This window comes from Streptomyces sp. NPDC001933 (assembly GCF_042890955.1).
Lineage (GTDB): Bacteria > Actinomycetota > Actinomycetes > Streptomycetales > Streptomycetaceae > Streptomyces.
On the sequence record NZ_JBIASS010000045.1, the window covers coordinates 1 to 22,734 of the forward strand.

At 66.3% G+C, this 22,734-nt stretch carries 21 protein-coding genes and 4 pseudogenes; 12 read left to right on the plus strand and 13 right to left on the minus strand.

Annotated elements, in window-relative coordinates:
- Positions 1–192: 192 nt before the first annotated feature.
- The 10 genes and pseudogenes from ACFYY7_RS42500 (at position 193) to ACFYY7_RS42545 (ending at position 8,393) form a co-directional block, all read left to right on the plus strand.
- Positions 193–519, plus strand: coding sequence for a WXG100 family type VII secretion target (locus tag ACFYY7_RS42500; RefSeq protein WP_388670910.1), 327 nt, complete (start codon positions 193–195; stop codon positions 517–519).
- Between the two features lie 52 nt (positions 520–571).
- Positions 572–874: a WXG100 family type VII secretion target gene (locus tag ACFYY7_RS42505; protein ID WP_388670912.1), complete on the plus strand. Its 303-nt coding sequence runs from the start codon at positions 572–574 to the stop codon at positions 872–874.
- Complete coding sequence (locus ACFYY7_RS42510; protein WP_388670914.1) at positions 874–2,622, plus strand: RNase A-like domain-containing protein; 1,749 nt, start codon at positions 874–876, stop codon at positions 2,620–2,622. Before ACFYY7_RS42505 ends, ACFYY7_RS42510 begins: the two co-directional genes overlap by 1 nt.
- Before the next feature lie 11 nt (positions 2,623–2,633).
- On the plus strand, positions 2,634–3,254 hold the full coding sequence (locus ACFYY7_RS42515; RefSeq protein ID WP_388670916.1) for a hypothetical protein: 621 nt from the start codon (positions 2,634–2,636) through the stop codon (positions 3,252–3,254).
- A gap of 11 nt (positions 3,255–3,265) precedes the next feature.
- The gene (locus tag ACFYY7_RS42520) at positions 3,266–3,571 is read left to right on the plus strand and encodes an RNase A-like domain-containing protein (protein ID WP_388670918.1); all 306 of its coding nucleotides are present in this window, start codon (positions 3,266–3,268) and stop codon (positions 3,569–3,571) included.
- 12 nt (positions 3,572–3,583) lie between these two features.
- Entirely contained in the window at positions 3,584–4,276 is a 693-nt protein-coding gene (locus tag ACFYY7_RS42525; protein ID WP_388670920.1) for a contact-dependent growth inhibition system immunity protein, read from the plus strand.
- A gap of 212 nt (positions 4,277–4,488) precedes the next feature.
- The gene (locus ACFYY7_RS42530; RefSeq protein WP_388670922.1) at positions 4,489–4,680 is read left to right on the plus strand and encodes a hypothetical protein; all 192 of its coding nucleotides are present in this window, start codon (positions 4,489–4,491) and stop codon (positions 4,678–4,680) included.
- 412 nt (positions 4,681–5,092) lie between these two features.
- Positions 5,093–5,275 (plus strand): annotated as a pseudogene (locus tag ACFYY7_RS42535) (UTRA domain-containing protein); the annotation flags it as partial.
- Positions 5,272–5,547: pseudogene (locus tag ACFYY7_RS42540) on the plus strand (hypothetical protein); the annotation flags it as partial. The pseudogenes ACFYY7_RS42535 and ACFYY7_RS42540, both read left to right, overlap by 4 nt.
- A gap of 407 nt (positions 5,548–5,954) precedes the next feature.
- Positions 5,955–8,393 carry a restriction endonuclease gene (locus ACFYY7_RS42545; protein ID WP_388670925.1) on the plus strand — a complete coding sequence of 813 codons (2,439 nt, stop codon included), beginning with the start codon at positions 5,955–5,957 and terminating at the stop codon, positions 8,391–8,393.
- 57 nt (positions 8,394–8,450) lie between these two features.
- Here ACFYY7_RS42545 and ACFYY7_RS42550 read toward each other — a convergent pair.
- From ACFYY7_RS42550 to ACFYY7_RS42560, 3 genes and pseudogenes are all read right to left on the minus strand, one after another.
- Positions 8,451–9,267 (minus strand): annotated as a pseudogene (locus ACFYY7_RS42550) (IS5 family transposase).
- Between the two features lie 81 nt (positions 9,268–9,348).
- Entirely contained in the window at positions 9,349–9,930 is a 582-nt protein-coding gene (locus ACFYY7_RS42555) for a hypothetical protein (RefSeq protein ID WP_388670928.1), read from the minus strand.
- The gene (locus tag ACFYY7_RS42560) at positions 9,923–10,255 is read right to left on the minus strand and encodes a hypothetical protein (protein WP_388670931.1); all 333 of its coding nucleotides are present in this window, start codon (positions 10,253–10,255) and stop codon (positions 9,923–9,925) included. Before ACFYY7_RS42560 ends, ACFYY7_RS42555 begins: the two co-directional genes overlap by 8 nt.
- A gap of 85 nt (positions 10,256–10,340) precedes the next feature.
- Between ACFYY7_RS42560 and ACFYY7_RS42565 the strand changes: the two are divergent.
- Positions 10,341–11,119 (plus strand): annotated as a pseudogene (locus ACFYY7_RS42565) (IS5 family transposase).
- 9 nt (positions 11,120–11,128) lie between these two features.
- Here the strand turns inward: ACFYY7_RS42565 and ACFYY7_RS42570 are convergent.
- From ACFYY7_RS42570 to ACFYY7_RS42595, 6 genes are all read right to left on the minus strand, one after another.
- Positions 11,129–11,335, minus strand: a complete 207-nt coding sequence (locus tag ACFYY7_RS42570) for a hypothetical protein (protein WP_388670934.1) — start codon at positions 11,333–11,335, stop codon at positions 11,129–11,131.
- A 249-nt stretch (positions 11,336–11,584) separates the two neighbouring features.
- Complete coding sequence (locus tag ACFYY7_RS42575) at positions 11,585–11,914, minus strand: MazG-like family protein (protein ID WP_388670937.1); 330 nt, start codon at positions 11,912–11,914, stop codon at positions 11,585–11,587.
- 26 nt (positions 11,915–11,940) lie between these two features.
- On the minus strand, positions 11,941–13,263 hold the full coding sequence (locus ACFYY7_RS42580) for a UDP-glucose dehydrogenase family protein (protein WP_388670940.1): 1,323 nt from the start codon (positions 13,261–13,263) through the stop codon (positions 11,941–11,943).
- A 105-nt stretch (positions 13,264–13,368) separates the two neighbouring features.
- Positions 13,369–14,601: a hypothetical protein gene (locus ACFYY7_RS42585; protein WP_388670943.1), complete on the minus strand. Its 1,233-nt coding sequence runs from the start codon at positions 14,599–14,601 to the stop codon at positions 13,369–13,371.
- Positions 14,602–14,900: 299 nt separating this feature from the next.
- A complete protein-coding gene (locus ACFYY7_RS42590; protein ID WP_388670946.1) occupies positions 14,901–15,119 on the minus strand; it encodes a hypothetical protein in 219 nt (72 codons plus the stop codon).
- Positions 15,120–15,402: 283 nt separating this feature from the next.
- Entirely contained in the window at positions 15,403–16,632 is a 1,230-nt protein-coding gene (locus ACFYY7_RS42595; RefSeq protein ID WP_388670949.1) for a helix-turn-helix domain-containing protein, read from the minus strand.
- 229 nt (positions 16,633–16,861) lie between these two features.
- Between ACFYY7_RS42595 and ACFYY7_RS42600 the strand changes: the two genes are divergently transcribed.
- A complete protein-coding gene (locus tag ACFYY7_RS42600) occupies positions 16,862–17,701 on the plus strand; it encodes a DUF1932 domain-containing protein (protein WP_388670960.1) in 840 nt (279 codons plus the stop codon).
- A 20-nt stretch (positions 17,702–17,721) separates the two neighbouring features.
- Here ACFYY7_RS42600 and ACFYY7_RS42605 read toward each other — a convergent pair whose 3' ends face one another.
- From ACFYY7_RS42605 to ACFYY7_RS42620, 4 genes are all read right to left on the minus strand, one after another.
- The gene (locus tag ACFYY7_RS42605; protein ID WP_388670952.1) at positions 17,722–19,425 is read right to left on the minus strand and encodes a relaxase/mobilization nuclease domain-containing protein; all 1,704 of its coding nucleotides are present in this window, start codon (positions 19,423–19,425) and stop codon (positions 17,722–17,724) included.
- A complete protein-coding gene (locus ACFYY7_RS42610) occupies positions 19,422–19,946 on the minus strand; it encodes a MobC family plasmid mobilization relaxosome protein (RefSeq protein ID WP_388670956.1) in 525 nt (174 codons plus the stop codon). Before ACFYY7_RS42610 ends, ACFYY7_RS42605 begins: the two co-directional genes overlap by 4 nt.
- 224 nt (positions 19,947–20,170) lie before the next feature.
- Positions 20,171–20,971 carry a DUF2637 domain-containing protein gene (locus ACFYY7_RS42615; RefSeq protein ID WP_388670958.1) on the minus strand — a complete coding sequence of 267 codons (801 nt, stop codon included), beginning with the start codon at positions 20,969–20,971 and terminating at the stop codon, positions 20,171–20,173.
- 188 nt (positions 20,972–21,159) lie between these two features.
- Positions 21,160–22,386 carry a DUF3631 domain-containing protein gene (locus ACFYY7_RS42620; protein ID WP_388670963.1) on the minus strand — a complete coding sequence of 409 codons (1,227 nt, stop codon included), beginning with the start codon at positions 22,384–22,386 and terminating at the stop codon, positions 21,160–21,162.
- Positions 22,387–22,734: the final 348 nt, after the last annotated feature.

Below are 22,734 nucleotides of genomic sequence, written 5' to 3' on the forward strand. Positions count from 1 at the left end.
CGCCGGGGCGGACGAACCGGCAGCAGCGGGGCTATACGTTCCCACAGGTCATCAGGCACAAGATCAGCAGACACCCGGAAGATCCTGCCGACATAGCACCCAACTGCCAAGCCCCACACCGATCTCATTCTGAAATGATCAGTTAGGGCGAAGGCCGACCGGCTGACGGACCTGGCCAATGACCTCGACGGTATGCAGGACCACTTGGACAAGCAGGTCAGACGCATGGACGGCATCGTCGACCGGATCGAGGCGGGATGGCGGGGTCCGGCCGCCCGTGCCTACCGGGACCTCCACCGTGGCGCGGCCGAGGACGCCGTACGTATCCGCATGGTCATCCAGGCTCTCGAACAGGCCGTGCGGTTGAGCCGGGACGGGTTCTCGGAGCAGGACCTGGACGTCATGGAGCAACTGCGGAAGGTCCAGGCCGAGACGGATGTGAAGGGCGAAACGGACGCGCTGTCGACGCCGAACACCGATGTGCCCGCGGCGCCGCGCAGCACCCTCTCCGACCTCTGAGGTCCCATACGCCGACCGGCGAATTCCGAGACAACGTGTGAACGGGGGACACATGGTGGACGACGACCGCATAACCGTCGACTTCGCGACGCTGCAGGAACTCTCCGGAGATTTGGAGGACATTCTCAAGCGCCTCAACGAGCAGCTGGACCTGCTCTACGGGCGTGCCGAGAAGGTGGTACTGACCTGGGAGGGCGAAGCCCGCGAGGTGTTCGTCGACAAGTTGGACGAGTGGGACCGGTCCGCGGCGGACCTCCAGGCGGCCCAGGCATGGCTGCACGACGTTGTGGTCAACGGGGAGATCAACTACGCGGCGGCACACAGGGCGGTGCTGCGGGGCTGGGGTGCGGCCTGATGGCTGATCTGCCTTCCGACAAGCAGCGGCAGCGGGAACAGGACCAGGCCAGGACCGCACCACCTAACCGAGGTGTGGGCAGCTTCGATGTGCAGCCGCAGCACCTCTACTTCACCTCGCTCGTCGTGCGCGACGGCCAGTTCGCCTATGACAAGAGGGCGAAGGCGTTGACGGGCACGCTGGACAAGTACAGCCAGTCCGCGGGAACGGGCTGGGGCGCGGACTCCTTCGCCGACCGGTACGGCATCGTCGCCGGAAAGTTCCTGGAGCTCTGGGCGAAGAGCGTGGTGGCGGTGGGCGGTGTGGCGGTGGGCTTCACGCAGACCGCGAACAACTACGCGCAGGCGGACTGGGCGGCGAGCAAGGGCAAGGGAGAGCCACCGGAGGAGAAGCAGCCGCCGGCGGTGATCGACAGCGCGCCCAAGTACGGTCCGCCGAACGATCTGACGTGGCGGGGGGAGGGCGAGTACCACGACTCGTGGGCGATTTCCGGAATTCTCGGAGAGGTCCCGGACTTCCTCATGTTCATCATGAAACCCGTGGTCGACGAAGGGCTGAGACTCGGCCGCATCCACGAGATCACGCCGGGCGTCGAGGAAGAGGAGTTCCGCGACATCGCCGGGGCCTGGCGGGACGCCTCCAAGGACGTGAAGAAGTCGGCGGACGACTTCACGGACGCGATCTCCTACATCACCGACCCCACGGGCAACGGTGAATGGCAGGCCGCGATGAGGTCCTTCTGCCAGACGATCTGGGGAACCACGGCATGGGGGAAGGTCCGTGACCAGCGGGCTGAGGTGACTGCCAAGAAGGGCGCCCGGAGCTGGAAGACCCACGGGAAAATGGACCCCGCCACCAGGCGTCCCATCATCGAGGTCCTCGACAAGTGCGCGAACACCATTCAGAAGCTGTTCGACGACCTGGCCGACGTGGGCCAGAGGACCACTGAAACCACCACGCGCCTGGCGAAAGAGGCCGCGGAAAAGACGGCGAAGGACCTCACCTCGGGTCTCGACCTCTTCGAAATCACCAAAATCGCGGCCGGCCTCATAGTCGCGGAGGTCGTCCTGACCTTCCGGTCCCACATGGACCAGGCGGCCATGGACGCGGCGGTCGAGGCCTATCACGAGGCGTTCAGCGATGCCGCGGGCAAGCTGTACATGCTGGAGTTCGAGCTCGACGAGGCACTCTTGAGCGTGCCCACGTTCCAGGCGGAACGGGCTCGGGCGCAGGGGTTCGGCGCGCGCTCCCTGAACGAGTTTAAAAAAGAGCACAGCTGGCAGCTGCCGGAAAGCCGGTTCCCGTACATGTACTCGGTGGACCTTGCGGCAGCGGAAGGGGTGGGGAACGGCCATACCCTTGACAAGCATGTGGGGAAGACCGACGAGCAATTGCTGCAGCGGATGAGAGACGAGAGTAAGGCGGACGGGACACCGAAGATCCCGGGTGCATCGACGTACGCCGACATGGAATCCGCTCAGAGACTCACCCAGTACGCTCTGCGCGACAACACGAACGAGATCAACAAGTGGCTGAGTGAGGATCCACCGCGGCCGATGGCGGAATTCGACACCGCGTCCGTTCCTCTGCAAGGTCCCTTGACCGGCGACGCGGTGACCGGGCGGGGCACCATGCTGGTCGACGGAAAGGTCACAGAGGTGCGGGACACGAAGGGGGTCTCGCTACGTCTCATGTACGAGCCCGACCTCAACCCGCCCTTTGTCGTCTTCAGCTCGATGCCCAAGTGAGAAGGACCCGGATGAACAGCGAGATCGAGCCCGCTCGGCAGAGCGGTCCGCAGCCGGGCCCCGACGCCGGTACATGGGCGATGGCGGTGGAGATGTACCGCAACCGGTATTCCTTCGTCGCGGTCGGCCCGCGCGCCCACGAGGACTGGTTGCCCGACGCGGCCGCGGTGATGCGTCGCGAGGTGGCCGATCCCCGCGGTTGGCGCGGCAGGGATCCCGAGCAGGGGGACGAGGAACTGGAGGAGGACCCCGCCTTTCCGTTCCGGGTTCCGCCGACGGACGGGACCGGGGCCGCGCAGTGGCGCAGTCGGCTGTTCGAGATTCCGCGTTCCGCCGTCGTACGGCTGCTCGTGATGCTGGCGACGGACGCCATGGACGTGTCACGGCAGTACGGCTTCGCCGACCGCAGGCCGGGCATGGAGGAACACGCGCAGGTGATCCTTTCGCGCTTCCCGGAGGGCTCGCGGTTCTTCACGAACACCCGCCACCACAGCAACCACCACCCCGACAACCCCGACTTCTACGAACGGGTCACCGGCTGCTGGCCGATGACTCAGTACGCCTGGGACTTCGGTCTCCTCGCGGTGTCCCGCGAGGAAGTCGGCCTCATCTGGTCGTTCGACGCAAGCTGAAGTGGACAGACATGACCATACGGACCCGCTCGGCCACCTACCCCGACCGAGAGACCGCCCACTGGGCCACCCAGGAGGTGGTGACCGGTAACGAGCAGGAGATCCACCGCTGGCTTGCCCAGGGCACCCGCGCCCGCCTCGTCATCGAGGCCGCCTGGCCCTCCCGCGAGGCGGCCGTCGGTCGCGTATTGCTGCAGGCGATGATGCTTGCCGGGCGCGAGCCGGTCGACGTGCGCGCGGCACGTGTCGTCCTCAGGCGTGAGCCGAACAGCCCGCACGGCTTCGTTGTGCTCGCCACCGTCCCGATCTACCTGTAGAGGTCCAGCGCCGTGTCCATGAAGCCGCTCGAATTCGACCGCCGTTACGGTGAGTTGGACCAGGTGATCAGCGCGTACGCCGGCATGCCGGCCGACGACGAGCCGGACGAGCCGAGCGAAGCCCTCCGGGCCTACCTCCACCACACCTGGCACACCCGCCCCTGGGCCCTGGCCACGGCCGAACGCCAGATCCGCGAGTACGCCCGCAACCCACCGGGTCGGCTGCGTCTGAGCCTCGGTGAGTTCTACCCCGTGCCGGACGTCGGCCTGGCCCAATCGGCCATCCAGGACTGGCTGTTCGTGATCGCGGACCACCTGAAGCGGTCGATCGAGGAGGGCGAGGTCCCGCCCCCGGCCGCCCCTGGCACCCACTGGGAGTGGCACGCCCGCTTCCCCGAGCTCGGCCAGTTCCTCGGCGGCTGGTTCTCCCAGGACATGCCGGACGAGTTCCCCGACCACGACGCGGCCGTACACGACTACACCGCCACCACGGATCCGCACCTGGTAGCCCGCCTCAAGGGTGAACTCCACGAACTGCTCGCCCTGACCCTCGAAGAACCCGGATATGCCCTCGCGGTGACGGAACTGGGCATGGAGGTCGACCCGCCCCAGCCGTACTCCCCGAGCGGCTGGCTGGCCCACCTCGCGGACACCCTGGGCGGATTCAAGGCAGACTACGGCCCCGGGCCAGCGGCCACGGACTGACCGTATGCCCGTCCGTCCCGGCTCACCGACAGGCCGAGCTGCTCTGCGCGTGCCTGCCGAACCATGAGGTGCTCGGCGAGATTGTCGGGAATGGGCATCCGGCACCTGTCACGAGGCAACCGGCCGATCTCCTGGCGCAGTGCCCCCCGTGTTCGTGCCTGACAGACCGAACAGCTCTCGTCCACCGGGACCGCCATGGCCGAGGCCAAGCCGTGCCGGCCGCTCAAGGCCATCACGGAAGCCGCAGCGCCGGCCAGTCGCCGGAGAAGGCCGCGCCGATCCACCAGCACTCGGACCTCGAACGACAGCAGGAGGTCGCGAGCGGATTGGATGACCTCGCGCGCGCTGCCCGCGAGAAGGCCGACGAGAAGCCTTCTGGTGCGGATCTGGTGCGGGACGCTTGAAGTGGTCTAGACAACAAAGAAGCCCCGGGCGCTTGGCCTGGGGCTTTTTCATGGAGCGGGTGACGAGAATCGAACTCGCGCTCTGAGCTTGGGAATCACAGGTGCTTGAGTGGATGGGGTGGCTCTGACCTGCACGGTTGTCGCGAATGGGGTAGTTGTCTGTACCCGCTGGGAGCCGTACGTGACCGCTGTTCTCCGCTCCGAAGGGCATGGATGGGGCACGTCGACGGCAGGTCATCGATCTGAAGTGTTTGCCGGAGCGGGTGGCAGGAAACGGAAGCCGCCCGTGGTGCAGACGCCGCGGCGGCGCAGACGTCAGGCCCAGAAGGCTTCGGTGACGACGATTTGTGGGTCGGCGTGGCGGCGCATGAAGGTGTAGATGAGTCAGCAGCGACCGCCGGCCACTTGCCTCCCAACACCCGAGGAAGCGGCAACGCTCCGCATCAGCTCAACTCTGGCCGTCCTCGCGATCACCCGAGTGGCAGCCGACACGACCGGACGCATCGTCGAAGCCGCACACCTGGTGTTCCCCGGCGACTGTGCCGACGCAGGATTCACCACCCATCACGCGACCAAAGAAAGAGGGCTGGAATGACGCCCCGCAACGAACTGCGCCTCCTCTCGTGGTCGGGCCCTGACGGGCAACCGTGCTTTCTGAGCACCGACGACAACAGCGGCCACCTGTCCCGCCTGGCGGACAACACAGAAGCAGTCCAACTCGGACTGGCCACCGAGCTCCTAGACCACGCCCTAGAAGTGCTGAGCGATGACGGGCCCGGCCCGACCGAGCTTCGACGCCTGGCAGAGAAGCTGACCGGAGCCCTACGAGACACCCTCCGCGTAGCAACAAGCCGTGGCCACCGCCTGCTGGCACCGGCTTCGTCCGGTCATCAGGGAGACGACGAAGTAGCAGTAACTCAGATCCAATCCACAGCGAAGCCTCGGCCCCGCGTCCGGGGCTTCGCCGTCGTCGGTACACGGCCCCGGAGTGTTGCTCGGAAAGCCCCTGACCTGCGGGAGTCCTAGTCGGGGAGTGTGTTCACTCGCCACTCACTTGTGGGAGTCGGCTCTGCCCAACCGGACGGACCAGCCCCACTGAGTACTGCCCGAGTGATGACAGGAAGAGGGGTAGGACTGCGGTGGCTGCCTGCGTGCAGGTGCTGGCAGGACGTCGAGCCTGTGAGTCGTTCGCGTCCCTGGTCGCCGCTGGCCAGGGACGGATCTTCTGCAAAGAAAGGGCCCCAGCACCAAGGAATCATAGAGATACTGGCCGTATGGCGCGCAACTACAGCGATCTCTCTCCTCACGATTTCGAAGTCTTGGTGAGAGATCTCCTCCAGGCAAGTCATGGGGCGCGCATGGAGACGTTTCCGCCAGGCCGGGATGGGGGCGTTGATATCCGCCTCCATCGAAACGGCAAGGAAACCCTCATTGCCCAATGCAAGCATTCGCCGGGGCGGACTTTTGCTCAAATCAGAGGCCAGCTAGAAGCTGAGGCCAAAAAGATTGGCGACCGTTTTTCGTGCCGGTATATTTTGGCCACCTCGGCATCGCTGACACGCCAGAACAAGCAAGAAATCGCCACCATGTTCGCCGGGGTTCGACTGGCAGTCGATGACATTTGGGGCGTGGGCGATCTCGATAACCTACTGAGGTTGCACCCCCGTGTGGAGATCAATAACTTCAAGCTATGGATTACTTCGAGCGCCGTCCTGGACCATCTGCTCCACCCCGATCTGTATCGGCGGAGCTCGGGACTCGTAGACCGGATTGTCAAGCGGCGCAGGCTTTATGTCCATAGCGAAGCCTATTCGGATTCGTTGAGGATGCTGGACGAGCATCACGTCTGCGTTATTTCCGGAGAGCCAGGAATCGGTAAAACGACTCTCGCTGAGACGCTCCTCATCAAATTTCTGTCGGATGGATGGGAAGTTCATTCTGCTTCCAGTGACGTGACGGACATCGAGAAGGTATGGAAGCCGGGAGCCAGGCAAGTATTTCTGTATGACGATTTCTTGGGCCAAAATTCACTGCTCGACAACCTGAACAAAAACGAAGACGGTAGGCTAGCGAGTTTGGTTGAGCGTATTCGCGATGTGGACGATAAAGTTCTGATCATGACCACGCGCGAGTACATTCTCCAGCAGGCGCGGCAGGTCCACGAGCGCCTACAGAGTTCGCGAGCGCTAGTCGATGGCAAGGTGATTCTGGACCTCTCGCATTACACTGCGGAACAAAAAGCCAGAATCTTCTATAATCACATTCACTTCGCTGAACTCTCTGATGTTGCGCGCGAGTCGGTCTTGCGGGAAAGGAGGTATATGGACGTCATTCAGCATGCCAACTTCAACCCCAGGATCATCGAGCTTGTTACGACGAACTTCGGGAACTCCGGAGTCGAGGATGAACTCTTCTTTGAGTACACGCTGAATTCGCTTGACGATCCCCGCGAGCTGTGGGAAAGGATCTTTGAGAGCCAACTCTCTGCGGCAGAGAGGAGTCTGCTGCTGGTTCTGGCCACTATCCGTACGCGAGTCGAACTCAGAGGCCTCCATCGTGCACTAAACTTTTACGAGTATATTAATGGAGGGCAGCGTACGGATCTGCATAGGTTGCGACTACTTCTCAAGAAGCTGGAAGGCACCTTTATTCAGGTTACCGCAAACATGGCACTCGATGATCAGGTGAACGGGTTTCACCCAAAAAATCGGGCACCACTCATTCAGCTAGCTAACCCCTCCTTTGTTGACTATGTCTCGTCGTACCTATCGACTCACCCTGATGAAATTCATCAGATGGCCTGTGGTTGTCTCTTCTTTGAGCAAGCGGAAACGCTTGCGCTCTGGGAGCTAGGGGAAGCTGCCCATGCTCAAGTCATCAGGATCGCATTCGATGCATTCTTTGGGGCAGCGCCGCGGGGCCGGCGGCTTCCTCGGCTCGCTCCTGGTCACCAGAGAGTGCTGATGGCTGCATTGACTCGACTGGCATCCGTGGAATCGTGCACCTGGGTGGATAGCCCTCGACGTTATGGAATTGCAACTCGACGTGAGGTCTCCGCCAGGAATCGACATCTTGTAATGCTGATTCTTGACCATAAATATGGCCGAAGTCTGCTTGGGGAGGATTCTCTGGTCGGCATCGTGCAGGAGCTGTCCGAGCGTCTAGCTCAGACAGACGTGGGACTTGTGCAGCGCGAATTCCCACTCATGCGATATCTGTCCAGATACGAGATCGTAGAGGGGCGGGTTGTCGCGGCTCGTGACATTGCAGCAGCCAGGTTGCTGAAGATCCTAGAAGATCCTGAGCACTTTCAGGCAGCCCTTTCTGTCTTTAGGGAACTCAACATCAAGCCTTCACGCTGGTCTGAGCGAAGCGAGATAGAACTCCGGCAGCGCTTCTCGTCTTTTGCGCCGACGTGGGACTCGGTGGAGGCCGGGAGGGTCAACGACGTTGCGGAATGTGAAAGTTCACTCTCCTTGCTTCAGGAGGTACTAGTGGATTTCGAACTTCATGAATCAATTGAGCCGATCGCTCTCGCAGACCGGCTGTCAATGCTTCAAGACGAAGTGGCTCAGGATCTGGATTTCAGCGACGAAGACTTGGATGAATCGGACCCCGGTGAGTGTGAAAGGGAACAGTGCAATGAGGCGGATGCTCACTCTTGTGGGCAGCCTACTGATCCGATCGATGACCTTTTTCAAACGCTGATCTAACGGTGAGCCGGAGGGTGTGAAGGATCTCCGGATATTCTTGAGAGCTTAGAAGATGTCTCATGTGGCGAGTTTCGCAAGTCTCTTGTAGCAGGTCAGGGCTGCGGCGAGGCCGAGGAAGGCGAGGAAGTGGCTGCCTTTTCGTTCGTACCGGACGGTGAGGCGGCGGTAGCCGAAGAGCCAGGCGATCGACCGCTCGATCTTCCAGCGGTGCCGGCCGAGCTGCTCGCCGGACTCGATACCGGGTCGGGCGATCCGCGCGGCGAGGTTCCGGCTGCGGAGCCAGCGGAGGTGCTCCGCAGAGTAGTACGCCTTGTCCGCGCTGACCTTCACCGGCTTTCTCCGACGTGGTCCGCGCCGGGAGCGGACGGCGGGGATGCCGAGAATCAACGGCTTGAACGCCTGGCTGTCGTGCACGTTCGCGCCGGACACCGCGACGGCTAGCGGCAGGCCCTGGGCCTCGGAAAGCACGTGCAGTTTGCTGCCCTTCTTGCCGCGATCGACCGGATTCGGCCCGGTCAGCGAGCCCCCTTTTCGACCGCACCGACGCGACATCGACGATCGCGGACGACCAGTCCAGCTCACCCCTGGCGCCGAGTTCGTCCAGCACCGCCCGGTGCAGTCGACGCCACAATCCGGCCTCGGTCCACACGGTGAGCCGGCGGTGCGTGGTGGCCGGCGAGACACCGAACGAGTCCGGCAGATACCGCCACGGACAGCCGCTCGTCAGCACTTACACCACGGCCGTGAACACCGCCCGCTCATCCACCGGAGCAGTACCACCGCCCTGCGGACGGGACGTGAACTCCGGCAACAACGGAGCGGTCAGCTCCCACAGTTCGTCCGGCACCAGCTGACGCGACAGACCAGCACCCACAGTCCAGCATCATGCCGCGTCAGCGAACGACCACGTGAGACATCCCCATACCCGTCGGCCGTCGTCAGGTCTGCGATGGCGTCACCAGACGCCAAATTCAGCATGTCGCAGCATGTCTAGGGCGTCTGTTACTGATTTTCTGAGTACCACATCGCTATACCCCAATAGAATCTTGTCCCCCGCCATCAATTCCACTAGATCCCCGGTTGTAGGCGCATCTTCTTCGTGTTCCGAGGAATACATGTACACCAAGATCGCCTCCATTGCGGTTGCTCGCTGAATCGTCGGGTCACCAGCGGTAAATTTTCTTATACTCCTGATCCAGGTGAGTAGGATCGAGAGAATATCCTCTAGCGGGGAGTCGCGTGTCTGAACGCTGAGTGCCTTGGCCTTCAGTAGTAGGCGCAGTAGTGAATCGCACCGCGAATCGAATTCTTTAGGGTATTCGACTTTCTTTGACCAGTCGGCGAGATGAAGAAATGGCACCTCTTTCACGGTGCGACAGAAGTCGTCCAGTAGGGCATTCCCCTCCGCGTATATATCAAGGATCAGTTCATGGCGGACCCTATCCAGCCCACCTGTCGACCCGAAAATAATATGCTCGGCGTTGTACTGGTTTCCTGTGACGCTTTGTCGGCTCTGATTGAAATTTGCTTCAGCCACTCAAGCCCCCGGCAATCTGGCCGACGGTTGCTGCCAGTGTCGCCAACCCAACAGCATCTGCGAGCCAAGCACGTGCACGCTCAAGGCGCCGCCTTGCAGTAGCGGTGTCGCCTGTCTCCAGGTCTTGACGGGCCGCAATTAGTTCGTCTCGCCCTAGTTGGTCAAGCTGGGAGTCCTCTGCGCACGCGACATCGATGACCTCGTCCAGCTGTTCACGAGCTGCTTCCAGAGTGATGCGCTCTGTCCTGTACTGGACCTGATTGATGGTCTCGGCGTTGTTCTGGCCGCCGTAAACGGTCTGGTTCTGCTGGTTGAAGGTCGCCATGGGCCGAGACTATTGCCAGTCCCCGTTGCTTGTTGGCTGTCTCTCGCATCTCTGCACACACAAGGAGCCGTTTCCAACCTGACGGGTGGTTGGACGGGCGACCCCGGCAGTGGGGCCGTCGTTCAAGTCCCCTCCGCAAGGCGGCGGGACTGCTCCGCGTGACGAGCGGGCTGTGCTCACGGCGGTGGTGTACGTCCTGACCAGCGGGTGTGCCTGGCGGCACCTGCCGGAGACGTTCGGTGTCTCGCCCGCCATCGCGCACCGCCGGTTCACTGTGTGGACGAGAGCGGGGCTGTGGCGGCGGCTGCACCGGGCGGTCCTGGACGAACTCGGCGCCCGGGGCGAGTTGGACTGGACCTCCGCGATCGTCGACGCGGCGTCGGTGCGGGCGCAAGGGGGGCGCTGACCGGGCCGAATCCGGTCGATCGCGGCACGAAGGGCAGCAAACTGCACGTGCTTTCAGAGGCCCGGGGCATCCCGCTCGCCGTCGCCGTGTCCGCGGCGAACACCCCCGACAGCCTCGCCTTCAAGCCACTGATCCGCGGGATACCCGCCATCCGTTCCCGTCGCGGACCACGCCGACGCCGCCCCGGCAAGCTTCGCGCTGACAAGGCGTACTTCTCTGCCGACCACCTCTCCTGGCTGCGCGAACGCGGCCTCATTCCGCGTATCGCCCGCCCGGGCATCGAGTCGAGCGAAAGGCTCGGCTGGCACCGCTGGAAGATCGAAAGGCCGATCGCCTGGCTGTTCGGCTACCGCCGCCTCACCGTCCGATACGAGCGGAAGGGCTCACACTTCCTCGCCTTCCTCGGCCTCGCAGCCGCTCTCACCTGCTACAAGAAGCTGGCAAAACTCACCACGTGAGACGTCCTCTTAGTTGCTGGCCTGCCGGGCGCGCTTCTGCAAGGCAGGCGGCCGGCGCACAGCAGTTGTGTACTGGAAGGAAAGGACCAGGCCCGGAGGGTCGACACCTTCGCGATTGCTGCCTTCACTGCGCTGGACTGCGCGATCAAGACAATGCATCCCGGAGATCGCAAGCAACTCCACGACCGGCACCTCATCTTCCTGGGTGGTCGTCAAGGCGGGGTGGTTATGCCAACGGGCGGGGTTGTGCTGTGTGAGGATCCACCCGGATCGGCTATGGCCGTTCAGGCCCCCACTGCTTGACCAGAACCTGATACGGGACGCCTGGGACAGAGGCCGTGTGCTTGGCACGCCGTGAAGCCCGATCTGCGACCCCGGGGCGGCGCGTCTCCTGCCGTGGCTAATGCCCGAACAGGGCTGTCGGCCGCACCTGGTAGGCGCGGCCGACAGGATATGTGGGGGTCTTCAGACCGCTGTGGCGGCCTCGCGCCCCCTTCGCGTCCTGCGGTGGAGGATCTCGTCGAAGGTGGCGCGGGCGCCCGTGGGGTCGATGTAGTGCATCGCCAGGAGGGCGGCGATGACGGCGCCGACGAGGTCGTTCTGGACCTCGGCCCAGGTGTGGGCGTCGTCGCAGGTGGTGAGGCCCTTCAGGCCGTGGAGGGCGTGCATGGCCTCGCCGGCTTCCTCGGCGACCTTGCCGACCTGGAGGGCCTTGAGCTCCTCGTCGGGGAGGTGGGCGCCTGCCGCTCGGCAGACGGCGGAGAGCTTCTCGATGTTGTCCCACAGGGTGTCCACGTCGGACCTCCGATCGATGGGTTCGGTTATTCCTGTGCGGGTCGTCCGAGCTGGCGTACGGTCCATCCGGCCATGCGCCAGGCGTCGGCGTCGGTGAGGTTGCGGAGGTCGACGAGGACCGGGGCCGCGACCAGTGGGGCGAGGGCCTTGGGGTCGGCCTCGCGGAAGTGGGGCCACTCGGTGGCCAGGACGATCAGTTCGGCGCCTTGGACGGAGGCGTCGAGGGTGTCGGCGTAGTCGAGTTCGGGGTTACGGCGCAGTGCGGCGGGTACGGCGTGCGGGTCGTGGACGGTGACCGTCGCGCCGCGCTGGTGCATCAGCGCGGCGATCGCCAGGGCCGGGGATTCGCGGACGTCGTTGGTGCCGGCCTTGAAGGAAGCGCCCCAGACGGTCACGCGTACGCCGTCCACGGGGCGGCCGAGGGTCTGCTCGATGAGCCTCAGGGCGGCGGTGGGGCGTGATTCGTTGACCTCCTCCGCCGCGCGCAGCAGGGTCGCGGCCTCGGCGGCGCCCAGGGCGCGGGCAGAGGCGGTGAAGGCACGGACGTCCTTCGGGAGGCAGCCGCCGCCGTAGCCGGGTCCGGCGTTCAGGCCGCCGCGGCCGATGCGCGGGTCGACGCCGATGGCTTCGGTGAGCTGCTGGACGTCGGCACCGGCGGCGGCGCACATGTCGGCGACGCCGTTGATGAACGAGATCTTCATGCCGAGGTACGCGTTCGCGGCGCCCTTGATCAGTTCGGCGGTGGCGGGGTCGGTGACGAAGAGCGGGGTGCCGTCGGCGAGGAGCGGCGCGTACACCTGGCGTACGACGTCCTCCGCACGGGACGAGGGGACACCGACCACGATCCGGTCGGGTCGCAGGGTGTCGTCGATGGCGTGGCCCTCGCGGAGGAACTCAGGGTTCCAGACGACCTCCACGTCCTCACCGGCCGGGGAGAGGCGCGAGAGAAGTGCGCCGAGGTCTCGGGCGGTGCCGACGGTGACCGTGGACTTGCCGATGATCACCGTCGGGCGAGTGAGGTGCGGGGCCAGCGCGCGGGCGGCGCCGAAGACCTGGCCGGTGTCGTAGCTCCGCCCGTCCGCGTCGATGGGCGTGCCCACGGCGAGGAAGTGGATGTCCGCGAACTCGCCCGCCTCGGCGAGGCTGGTGGTGAACCGCAGCCGCCCGGACGCGGTGTGGGTGGCCAGGAGTTCCGGCAGGCCCTCCTCGTAGATCGGGCACTCGCCGGCGTTGAGGCGGTCGATCTTCGCCTGGTCCAGGTCCACGCCGATGACCTCGTGGCCGATCTCGGCCATGGCGGCGGCGTGGGGGATGCCCAGGTGACCGCAGCCGATGACGGATACGCGCATGGGGCGACGCTCCTTTCCCTGTACTTGCCTACCCGGTGAGTCCGGGCCGGCCGGGTGCGTCACGCTAGCGCCCGCACCCGGCGCGACCCGCTTCGTGCAGGTGGGTCAACCTCGTTGTTGCTTCAGGATGTTGACGAGGGCGGGCAGCGCTTCGGCGGCGGTGGCCCGGCACACCAGGTCACCGTCCCGGGGCCCTTCCAGCGGATACGGCATGAACTCGCCGTCGTGCCAGAAGCCCTCCGGGTCTAGGTAGACGACTTGCATGCCCCGCTCGCGGGCGCGAGCCTGCACCTTGCGTCGGTCGGCATGCAGACCGACGACGAGGAGGGCCTTGGCGCCATCGACCCATTCGACATCGGGCACGGCCTGGTCGTACCGGCGCATGAAGCACTCTTCGAGCCCGGCACGGGCGGCCAGAACATCGAAGTTGTTGGTGATGACCGGCCCGACGAGGTGGCCAGCGTCCTTCAGCTCCTTGAGCGCCCACATCGCAGGGGTGGGCTCGGCCAGGAAGCAGGCGTGGAGCATCTCGACGAACTCCGCCGCCTTCTCCTCTGGCTCGGTCAGTACCTCGTGGAGGAGTGTGTCGGCCGTCGGCGAGAGCGTGAAGCGGTGCTCGCGCGGTTCGTGTCCTTGGCGGTCGGCGACCCGGTAGATCTCGTGGAGCCGGTGCAGGGGTGGGATGCCCGCCTCCACCGACGTACCGCAGCCGATCTCCACCTGAAACGGTCGCAGGTCCATCAGCACGGACAGGTCCGGGATGCGCGTCGGCGTGCCTGGGCGGTCTTTGTGCCGGATGCCGGTGGACAGCACGTTCCATGGCAGTTGCCGGACCGCGGGCGGAGGCGCGTAGGCCACTGAGGCGATCTGCACGTCCAGACTCTGGTAGCCAGGGGGCAGCATGCGGCCGACAGCCACGTCCTGAGGGTGGACGTCGTGCTCGGTGATGCGGCACTTCAGATCCCGGCGTGTCCATAAGAAGCCACCAGGTGCTTCTCTCCAACCGCCCGCGGCGAGCGAGTCCAGGAGCGCGTCATAGTGCGCGTCGATCTCGTCGGCCGGGGCGGAAGTGGAGTGGTAGAGGTACATGTCGGTCAAGCCGATGGCCGGTGCCGCTGTGGTGGGCACCAGGCCGTACCGGTAGCGGTAGTGAATGATCCGCCGCCGGGCGTCGTCGGAGGTCGCCCAGCCGGACTGGTCGGCGGTGTCCTTCTCCTGAGTGCGGCGCCAGATGCCTTCTTCGATGTAGCGGGGGCGGTCGGCGTCGCCGAAGTATGTGTTCCAGACCCGCTGCTGCTCGGGGACGAGCTGGTCGATGACGATGTACGGGATGTCCACGATTCCTCCCTGAAGAACACGCGTGGATGTTCCAGATGCCTGACGGGGTGCGGCTGAGCGGCAGACGACCGCCCTGGAGCCGGAGCGGCCTCAGCGGTCGGAGGGCGGGCTCGCGTCCACTGCGACGGCAGAGGGCCGGTGGCCGGCGCCGTCGAAAAGCGGAGTGGCCTGCTCGTGCAGTGCCCAGGCCGGACCGACCAGGCCGGCGACGGCCAGGAACACGAGCGCGAGCCGGTCCCCGCCGTCAGGCCGTGGGGTGATGGATGCGGCGCTTCGGGCGTGACGGTGTCGAGCCCCGGTCACGGGGTGCCGCCGAGAGCGCGTTCGTGCGCATCCAGGAGGCGGCTGGTCTGCGCGTACAGCCGCTCCAGCTCCGCCGTGGTGAGGATGAGTGCGCCGTCGAGGGTCGAGCCGTCGTCGAAGTGGAACTCGACGGGGACCGACCCTTGCCGGGCCCTCCGGTCGTAGACCGCGTCCCGGCCGGCCAGCAGCGTGGCGTGCGTTGCCTTCGGCGGCACGGGCCTGAGCGTCGTCCCGTCGGCGGGCGCGGACCACTGGGTTCCGCCTCCGGGCGGGCGCAGGTGGTAGGTCGTGGCGGAGCCCTCACCAGGGAGAGCGACCACGACCCCGACACGACCCTCACGGGCGCTGTCGGTGGCGAGGTCGCCCAGCTGTGGAACGGAGGGAGATGCCGTACCTAACTCGGCTCCCTGCGAAGGAAGATGAGGAGAACGTTGTCGCGTCATGCTCTGAAGTTAGGGACACGACGACCCTCGAATATGAGCCGGAGGAATACGACCCCTATCCGTCCAGGTGGAAGCGGTCGGACATGCGCCGCAACTTCTCCCGCGTCACTGCTCGTTCCGCGTAGACGATGCTGCGCAGAGTAGAGCGGGCGATCGGGTGGTTCCGCACGAGCTGGGGCGCGATCCGCTCGGCTGTCTCCAGCTCGGCCAGGGCCTTTATGCGGTTCCCGTCCCACAGCCATGCGCGCGCGACATCCATGTGGTGGTGCCCCTGACGGGAGTTGGGCAGTGACCCGACCAGGGCTGGGCTGGTACGACGGTTTATCTCAAGGGCCTTGCCCTGCTTGCCCATTTCCAGAGCCACGCTGATCGCGTGGATCTGCACGTTCCCGGCGGAGAAGGTCAGCGAATGCCGGTCGTACACCGGCGCCCCGACGTACGCGTCCATGCGTTCGGCAGCAGCTTTCGCATGACCGATCCGGTCCTCGGCCTCCGAGGCGCGGCCGGCTCGGGCAGCAGAGACCGCAGCTCGCAGCTGCAGCGTGCCCCAGGCTCGTACGGCCAGCGGTTCGCCACGGTCGTACTCCTGCTCCACCGAGGTGATCGCCTTGTCCGAGAGCGTCAGAGCGTCGGTCCAGTCAGCCGTCGCCCACATGTCCCAGACCCGCATCCAGTCGGCGACGGCAGGCAACACGGGATCCCCCGACAACCTGGCTGACCAAGCGGCCCGCTCGCACGCCATGGCGACCAGTTCGGGATGCCCGAGGGCGTGGGCGGCGGTGTGCGCGAACTTGCAGCACACGGCGTAGACGGCGTACGCCTCCTCCCGCTCGTGCCCCTCCGACTCCTCAGCCAGGGCACGCGCCTCGCGGAACAGGTCCGGGAGAACCCGGAGAATCGCCACGTTGGAAGCGGTGTCCCGCAGGCGGTGCAGCCGGGTCACCTCACGCCACAGCTGCGATGAGGGCCGCGGAGTCCCGTCGAAGACGGGGACGAGGTCGTAGCGGCGCAGCTCGCGCAGAATCGATGAGGCGGCGACCTGCCACTGGTTGTCGTCGGGGGAGTTGCTGTACGGGCGCCCGATCAGGTCGTTCGGATGGACGTGCAACTCTGCGGCCACTTGGTTGAGGAGCCCGACCCGGTCCAGCTCGATCAGGCCACGCTCCATCTTCGACACCCAGCCCTGCGACTTCCCGAGGGCCGTCGCCAGATCGGCCTGCGGCATGCCCAGCCGCAGCCTCGCCCTGCGAGCGCGCTTGCCGATCTCCTCGGCTTCCTCCAGCATCTGGACACCTCCCGGCCGCCGGACGTTCCGGCGCGACCGCCGGTCTATCCGTACAGAGTTCGTCTTCTGCACGGTACCTATGACGCGGCGTGTGCGTGAGAGAGAACTCGTACCGTACCGGCGACCGGCCGCTCGTCCGAGCCACGCGCCAAGTCCTCCGCTGTACTGCCCCATGGCAGAGGATCATGTTGATGAGACACCCCTCGTCGCATTCCGCCGGAGGCAGCCAGTGACCGTCGTGACCGTCTTGCACCCTGGGGCCATGGGCGCGGCGGTCAGCGCCGAGCTTGTCGGCGGCGGCCACGAGGTGCTGTGGGTGCCGAAGGAGCGCAGTGCGGAAACGCGGCGCCGCGCGAGGGACGCCCGTGCCACAGCCTGTGACTCGCTCGCGGAGGCTCTGTCCCGGAGTGCGGTCGTTCTCTCGGTCTGTCCACCACAGGCGGCGGAGGACGTGGCAGCGGCCGTAGCTGCGCACGCTTTCGACGGGGTGTACGTCGATGGCAACGCCATCAGCCCCCAGCGCGTACGGCGGATCGACGAGGAGGTCCGCCCCGGCTCCGCAGTCGTCGACGGTGCCGTCTTTGGTCAGCCGCCCGGGGAGGGGCGTACGGCACGGCTCTATCTCGCAGGGGCCGGCTCCGCCGTTGACCTGGCGGAGTCATTGTTCACAGACTCTGCGTTGCATGTGTGCCGGGTCGGTGACGTAGTCGGTTCCGCTTCCGGTCTGAAGATGGCCTTTGCCAGTTACCAGAAGGCCGCTCGTACGCTCGCCGGCGTCGCGCACGCGCTCGCCGACGCCCATGGGGTCGGCGAGCAGCTGACGGCCGAAGCGGAGGTCATGGTCTCCGCGATTCTCTCCGATCCGGAGTACCTGCCGAGCGTGGCGGCTCGGGCCTGGCGGTGGGCGCCCGAGATGGAGGAGGTCGCCGATGCGCTTCGTGCGGCTGACCTGCCCACGGACATGGCGGAGGCCACGGCTCGCGTGCTCACCCTCTGGGAGAAGGACAAGGGCCAGTACGACTTGTCGGTTGCGCATGTCCTCTCCCAGCTCCGGGCAGAGAGGATCTGATCTCCTCACGCCGAGGGCGGTCACCTCCGCCGAGAGCGAGACGTAGGAGCGGTGGGCGGGGCCGCTGTCACAGGGGCCGGCGGAGGCACGGAGCGCAGAACGGTGCTGCGAGCCTGCGCCGCTAGAGCTCGCTGACTGGGAGCGGGCTTCTGCGAGAGTCGATGTACGCGCCAGGCCAGGGTCCTGGCCGGGGACCGGGCATCGTCGAGAGCGCGCTCGTCCGCTGCCTGCTGCAACAGGCGTTTGGGGTCGTGGCCCGCAGCCTCTGCATCGGCCATCGCGGTGGTGAGCGCCTGCGCGGCAGGGTCGGCGAGGGCCTGGTCGGCGTGGGCAGGGGCAGCCTGGCGGATGAGGCGGACGTATTGGTCCGCAAGATTCTGGGGCGGTCGGCGTTGGCCGAGGACCAGTAGAGGCGTGGCTGCCGAGTGGTCGTAGGCGGCTTGGAGGTGGAGCAGGCTCTTGTGGGCTGCGACGACCTGTTGCTCATGCTGCCGTCGGTCGTGCCAGCGTGCGGCGGCGATGACGACGAGGAGCGCGGCGTCGAGGAACATCGCCAAAGCGGCTCCGTCCTTCGGTGCCGGCTCGCGGAGCATCGCCTTGACCGCGCCGCGTAGAGCACGAGCGTGGTGGTGCTCGGCGCGAACGCGCGAACGGGTCGCCCGCTCAAAAGCTGAAGCTGCCGAGCGGAGTTCGGTACGAATGTCCGGCGGTGCGGTGAGAGCTACGGCGTCGAGCGCTTCGCCGAAGGCGGCCAGGTGGGCCTGGGCCGCTTCGGCGTCCGGCTGGTCGAGGTGGTGGGGGATGCGCTCGGTGGCTGCGGTGGCTTGATGCCATGGGTGCGGCCTGAGACGCCCCTCAGTGGCGGCCGCTGGAAGGTCTGCTGCGGCGAGACGGCTCTGGATCTTCGGGAGGGAAAGATCCGGCGCCAGCGTGGAGCCGGAGAACCACACCGGCTCGGCTTTGGCGTTCCGGTCGTTCTCCAGGGCGACCATGTAGCCGCGTGGTTCTCCCGACGGGAAGTGCAGGACCTCGATGAGTACCCCCTTGGTGTGGGTGAGTAGACCGAGGAACTCGTCGGTGTCGGTGGCGGCAGCCGCCGCTGTGCGGACCATGGTGCGCAGGCGCTCGCGGGCAGCCTTGGCCTGGCCGTTTCGCAGGGCCTTCTCCTGTTCGGCGCGGTGAGGCCGTTTGGCGGCGGTGCGGTCGCCGCGGATGACCTGCTGCAGCCCGTATTCCTTCTCGATGGACACGAGTTCGCGGTCGGCGGTGAGGTAGTCGTTCCAGTGACGTGCGGGGCGCAAGTCGCCTCGGACCTTTGTGGCGGCGATGTGGATGTGATCGGGGGCATGGCGTACGGCGATCCAGCGGCAGCCGTCCGGGTCGTCCGCCGGTGCGATGCCGGTGGCCGCGACGACGCGGCGGGCGATGTCCGCCCACTCGGCGTCGTCGAGGATGCGGTCGCCGGGTGCCGCGCGGAGGGAGCAGTGCCACACATGCTGCTTCGGGCCGAGGCCCAGTCGGTCAGCTTGCTTGACGCGTAGGTCGAGGTCCTCGACGAGCTGCTGCCTGGCCGCCGCTATGTCGTCGGCGCGGCCGGGGTCGGGGGCGTAGCCGTCCCAGGAGGCGACGAGGTGGGGATCGATGTGTTCGTTGGCGCGGCCTGGTCCGTAGAGGTAGCGGATGAGGCCGGCCGTGCTCTTGCCGCTGCTGATCTTGGCGATCATCGGTGGCTCTTTGTGGCGACGGCCTGGTTGGTGGCCTCCGCGATGTGGCGGACGGCTGTGCCGACTGCGGCGAGGGTGCGTTCGGCCTGGGCCAAGGTGGCGGTGTCGCCGGAGTGAGGGAGGTCGCCGGAGTTGAGCTTCCTGGCGATCTGGTTGATGTTGTGGCCTATCTTGGCGACCTCGCCACGGAGGGTGGTGAGTTCGTCGACGTAGTCGTCGAGCGGGGTGCGTTGACCGGGCAGGGCGAGGTCCCCGTTGAGGTGGGCCATGACGACGGCGCCGACGTAGTGGGCGGCGGCGATGTTCAGTGAGCGGGCCTTGGCGACGATGTCCGCCTTCTCCTCGGTGCTGTAGCGGACATCGACGCGCGCGGTGCGCTGGGTCTCGTTGCGATCGCGGCGGCGGGCGACGCGGTGGAGCGCGGCGGCTTCGGCGGCACGCGTTGGCGACATGGCAGCGCTGGAGGCGTCGAGGGGCGGGTCCTGCTCGGGCGCCCCCTGGCGTCCGATGCCCTCCGCCACCCCCGGGGCGGAGGCACCTGCGTCGGACCGGCCCTTGGACGGTCCAACGCCATACCTTGCTCCGCCTGATGCCGGGGTAGATGCCGTCTGCTGATGCGCTGACGAGGGTTCGTGGATGGGCCTGTGCATGTGGGCTCCTGCAAGCGGCGGTAGTGGAGGGAGGGGCCCGTTCCTCCCTTGCGGAAGCGCGGGAGGAACGGGCTGGGGCGACGTGGGATGCGGGGTCAGCCAGTGCCGGTGTCTGCGTCGTCGAGTTCTGCCTGCAGCAGGTTCTTGACCTCGTCCAGGCGGCTACGCGAGATCCCGAAACCCTGGTCCCTGACGGCCTTCTCGATGTTGCGGCGCGAGGCACGGCCGGCCCGCCCGAGGGGAGCCGTTCGACCGATGGCCACGGCCTGCTCCAGCGGAACGCTCGGCTGCTTGCCTCCCGGCCTATCGGGCTGCTGCGGGGGCTCCGCCTCTCGCTTCGCGGGTGCCTGCGGCGCGTCGTCGGTGCCGATGGCGGGTGGCGTCGTGGGCTCGCCGATCGTGTGCTCCGCAGTGGATTTGTGGCGGTCGTCAATGTGGCTGCCGGCGGCTGTGGGGCGCCGGGCGACGAGGAGGTAGAAGTGGACGGCTCCGGCCAGGGCGAGCGGGGCGATGGCGGATATGACTCCGACGGTGATGTCGTCGAGTGCGAGGCTGGGGTGGCGGGTCTGCTGGTTGAGGCGGACGGCGTGCAGGACGTTGGCCCAGATACTCGTGGCGGTCGCTACCCCGACCAGAGTGGAGACGTAGAGGCGGGCGGACAGGGGTGCGGCCCGCAGGATGAGCAGGGCGCCGATACCGATGGCGATGAAGCCGTCGATGACGAGCGGGAAGGCGTACGTGAGCACCCGGTGTATGTGGCTGGCGGCGGCCATCTGACGCAGGGCGTCGTAGGACAGCGCGAAGGCGGCCACCGCCAGCAGCGACACACCCGTTCGGATCGCGGTGGCCAGCGGCATCGGGGCAGGTGGTTCTACGGCGAGGGTGGGGGAGGACAAGAGGGGATGCTCCAGGATGCAAGGTGTGGCGAGGTGGCCTTGAGGGCGGGGCGACCCGTCGCAACTCGTCGCGTGCCTGGTCAGGACCGGTACGAGTGCGGCGGTGATGACGAGACGACTCGTCACCAGACCTCGACTCGTCACCGCGCTGACCTGCGCGGAGACGAGTCGCGACGGGTCGTGCCGGGTCAGGTCCCGGTCGTGGCTTCGGGCGCGGGCTCGGGGCAGTAGCGGGCCCAGGAGTCGGCGAACTGCAGGCGGGTGAAGCCCTTGGCCTGGATGTTGCCGTGGAAGCGGCGGGTGGCCGAGCTGATGCCGTACTCCCTCAGCAGGAGTTGCAGGCCCCGAGGGGTCAGGCCGTTGGCGGTGTACTCCGCCCAGGGCGTCTCGTCGTCCTGGTTGAGGATGTCGAGGAGTCGGCTGGTGCGAAGCGCCGGCGGGTTGCCTTCGGTGGTGAAGGCGCGGCGGATGTCGGCCAGCAGGCGGATGCCCAGGCTGCTGCGGTCCTGGTCGTGCTCGGCCTCGTGCTTGGCCATGATGCGGCAGGCGGTGCGGGCGAGGTCGGGCCACGCTCCGCCGGCGAGGTCGGCGACGGTCACCAGCGGCTGCCAGGTGTCGGCCGCGCGGTCTTCGACCGGCATGGCCGGTGTCAGCTCCATCGCGTCGGCGTGCAGCGGAGTCAGCCAGGCGACGAGCCGGTCACGCAGCGCATGGAGGGGCGGGGTGTCGCGGAAGGTACGGAACTCTGCCACCTTCTCGCCCGGCCTGCGGCGGCGCATCCGGATGACGATCGACCGGTCCATGATCGTGTCCGGCAGGTCGCCGATGCCCGCGAGGGCCGCCATGGCGAAGGTGGGGAACTTCGCGACCTCGTGATTGGGTCCGGAGACCCGGAGGGTGGGCCGGTTGCGCTGGTGCCCCGCGTTGAGCAGGCCGCGCATCTCCTCGTTCTTCTCCGCGACCTTCGCGGAGCCGAAAAGGGTGTCGGCCTCGTCGACCAGCAAGGTGGGCGGTGTGGCGGTGATCGACCGGAACACCGCGGCGGCCGACGCGTTGACCGTGATCAGCGGATCGTGAACGCTCTCGGTGATCACGTCCAGCAGCCGCGACTTGCCGCACCGCTTCGCCGGCCCCACGACAGCCAGCCGCGGAGCGTGCTGCCACGCCGTCTGCAGGTGCGTCGCCGCAACCCACAGGGCTACCGCCGTGAAGGCTTCCTCGCTGGGCAGCACGACGTAGCGGCGAATCTGCTCCCGCAGCTCCGCCAGCACTGCCTCGCCCTCGGACACCGGAGCAGGTTCGGGCTCTGCTGCGGGCGGCGGTACGGGCTCGGTGGGGCGGCCAGGTATGGCTACCGGCGGCCACACGGCGGCGGTGTTCGGAAGGGATGGCGTGCTCTGGGCGGCATCGTCCATACTGGACATGTAGCTCCTCCGCTTGCGGGCCAATGGGACGGCAATCCCGGCCTCGCAGGTCAGTCGTTCAGGGATGGGCGGCATGAGGTTTGCGCTCTGAGCCCCTCGGTGTTGGGTCACCGGGGGGCTTTTTGTAGGTCGGGGCTGGTTGAAGGCATGCCTCAGCGGATCGGTGCGGTCTGCTGGGGTCCTTTAACGGTACCACGGACTATGCGGATCGCATAGCGCTATGCGATCCGCAGAACGGATGTTAATCTTGTTCCAGTGTGTCCTGAATGCAGAGGGGAATTCGATGTAGGAAGAATTTCTTGAAGCAGTGCTGCGTGACCGATGAAGGATTGGCCCTTC

Coding starts and splice junctions, on each gene's coding strand:
- ACFYY7_RS42500 (WP_388670910.1), top strand. CDS start 193: ATGCAGGACCACTTGGACAAGCAGGTCAGACGCATGGACGGCATCGTC.
- ACFYY7_RS42505 (WP_388670912.1), top strand. CDS start 572: ATGGTGGACGACGACCGCATAACCGTCGACTTCGCGACGCTGCAGGAA.
- ACFYY7_RS42620 (WP_388670963.1), bottom strand. CDS start 22,386: ATGGACGATGCCGCCCAGAGCACGCCATCCCTTCCGAACACCGCCGCC.
- ACFYY7_RS42545 (WP_388670925.1), top strand. CDS start 5,955: ATGGCGCGCAACTACAGCGATCTCTCTCCTCACGATTTCGAAGTCTTG.
- ACFYY7_RS42515 (WP_388670916.1), top strand. CDS start 2,634: ATGAACAGCGAGATCGAGCCCGCTCGGCAGAGCGGTCCGCAGCCGGGC.
- ACFYY7_RS42560 (WP_388670931.1), bottom strand. CDS start 10,255: ATGGCGACCTTCAACCAGCAGAACCAGACCGTTTACGGCGGCCAGAAC.
- ACFYY7_RS42605 (WP_388670952.1), bottom strand. CDS start 19,425: ATGATCGCCAAGATCAGCAGCGGCAAGAGCACGGCCGGCCTCATCCGC.
- ACFYY7_RS42510 (WP_388670914.1), top strand. CDS start 874: ATGGCTGATCTGCCTTCCGACAAGCAGCGGCAGCGGGAACAGGACCAG.
- ACFYY7_RS42580 (WP_388670940.1), bottom strand. CDS start 13,263: ATGCGCGTATCCGTCATCGGCTGCGGTCACCTGGGCATCCCCCACGCC.
- ACFYY7_RS42520 (WP_388670918.1), top strand. CDS start 3,266: ATGACCATACGGACCCGCTCGGCCACCTACCCCGACCGAGAGACCGCC.
- ACFYY7_RS42595 (WP_388670949.1), bottom strand. CDS start 16,632: ATGCTGGAGGAAGCCGAGGAGATCGGCAAGCGCGCTCGCAGGGCGAGG.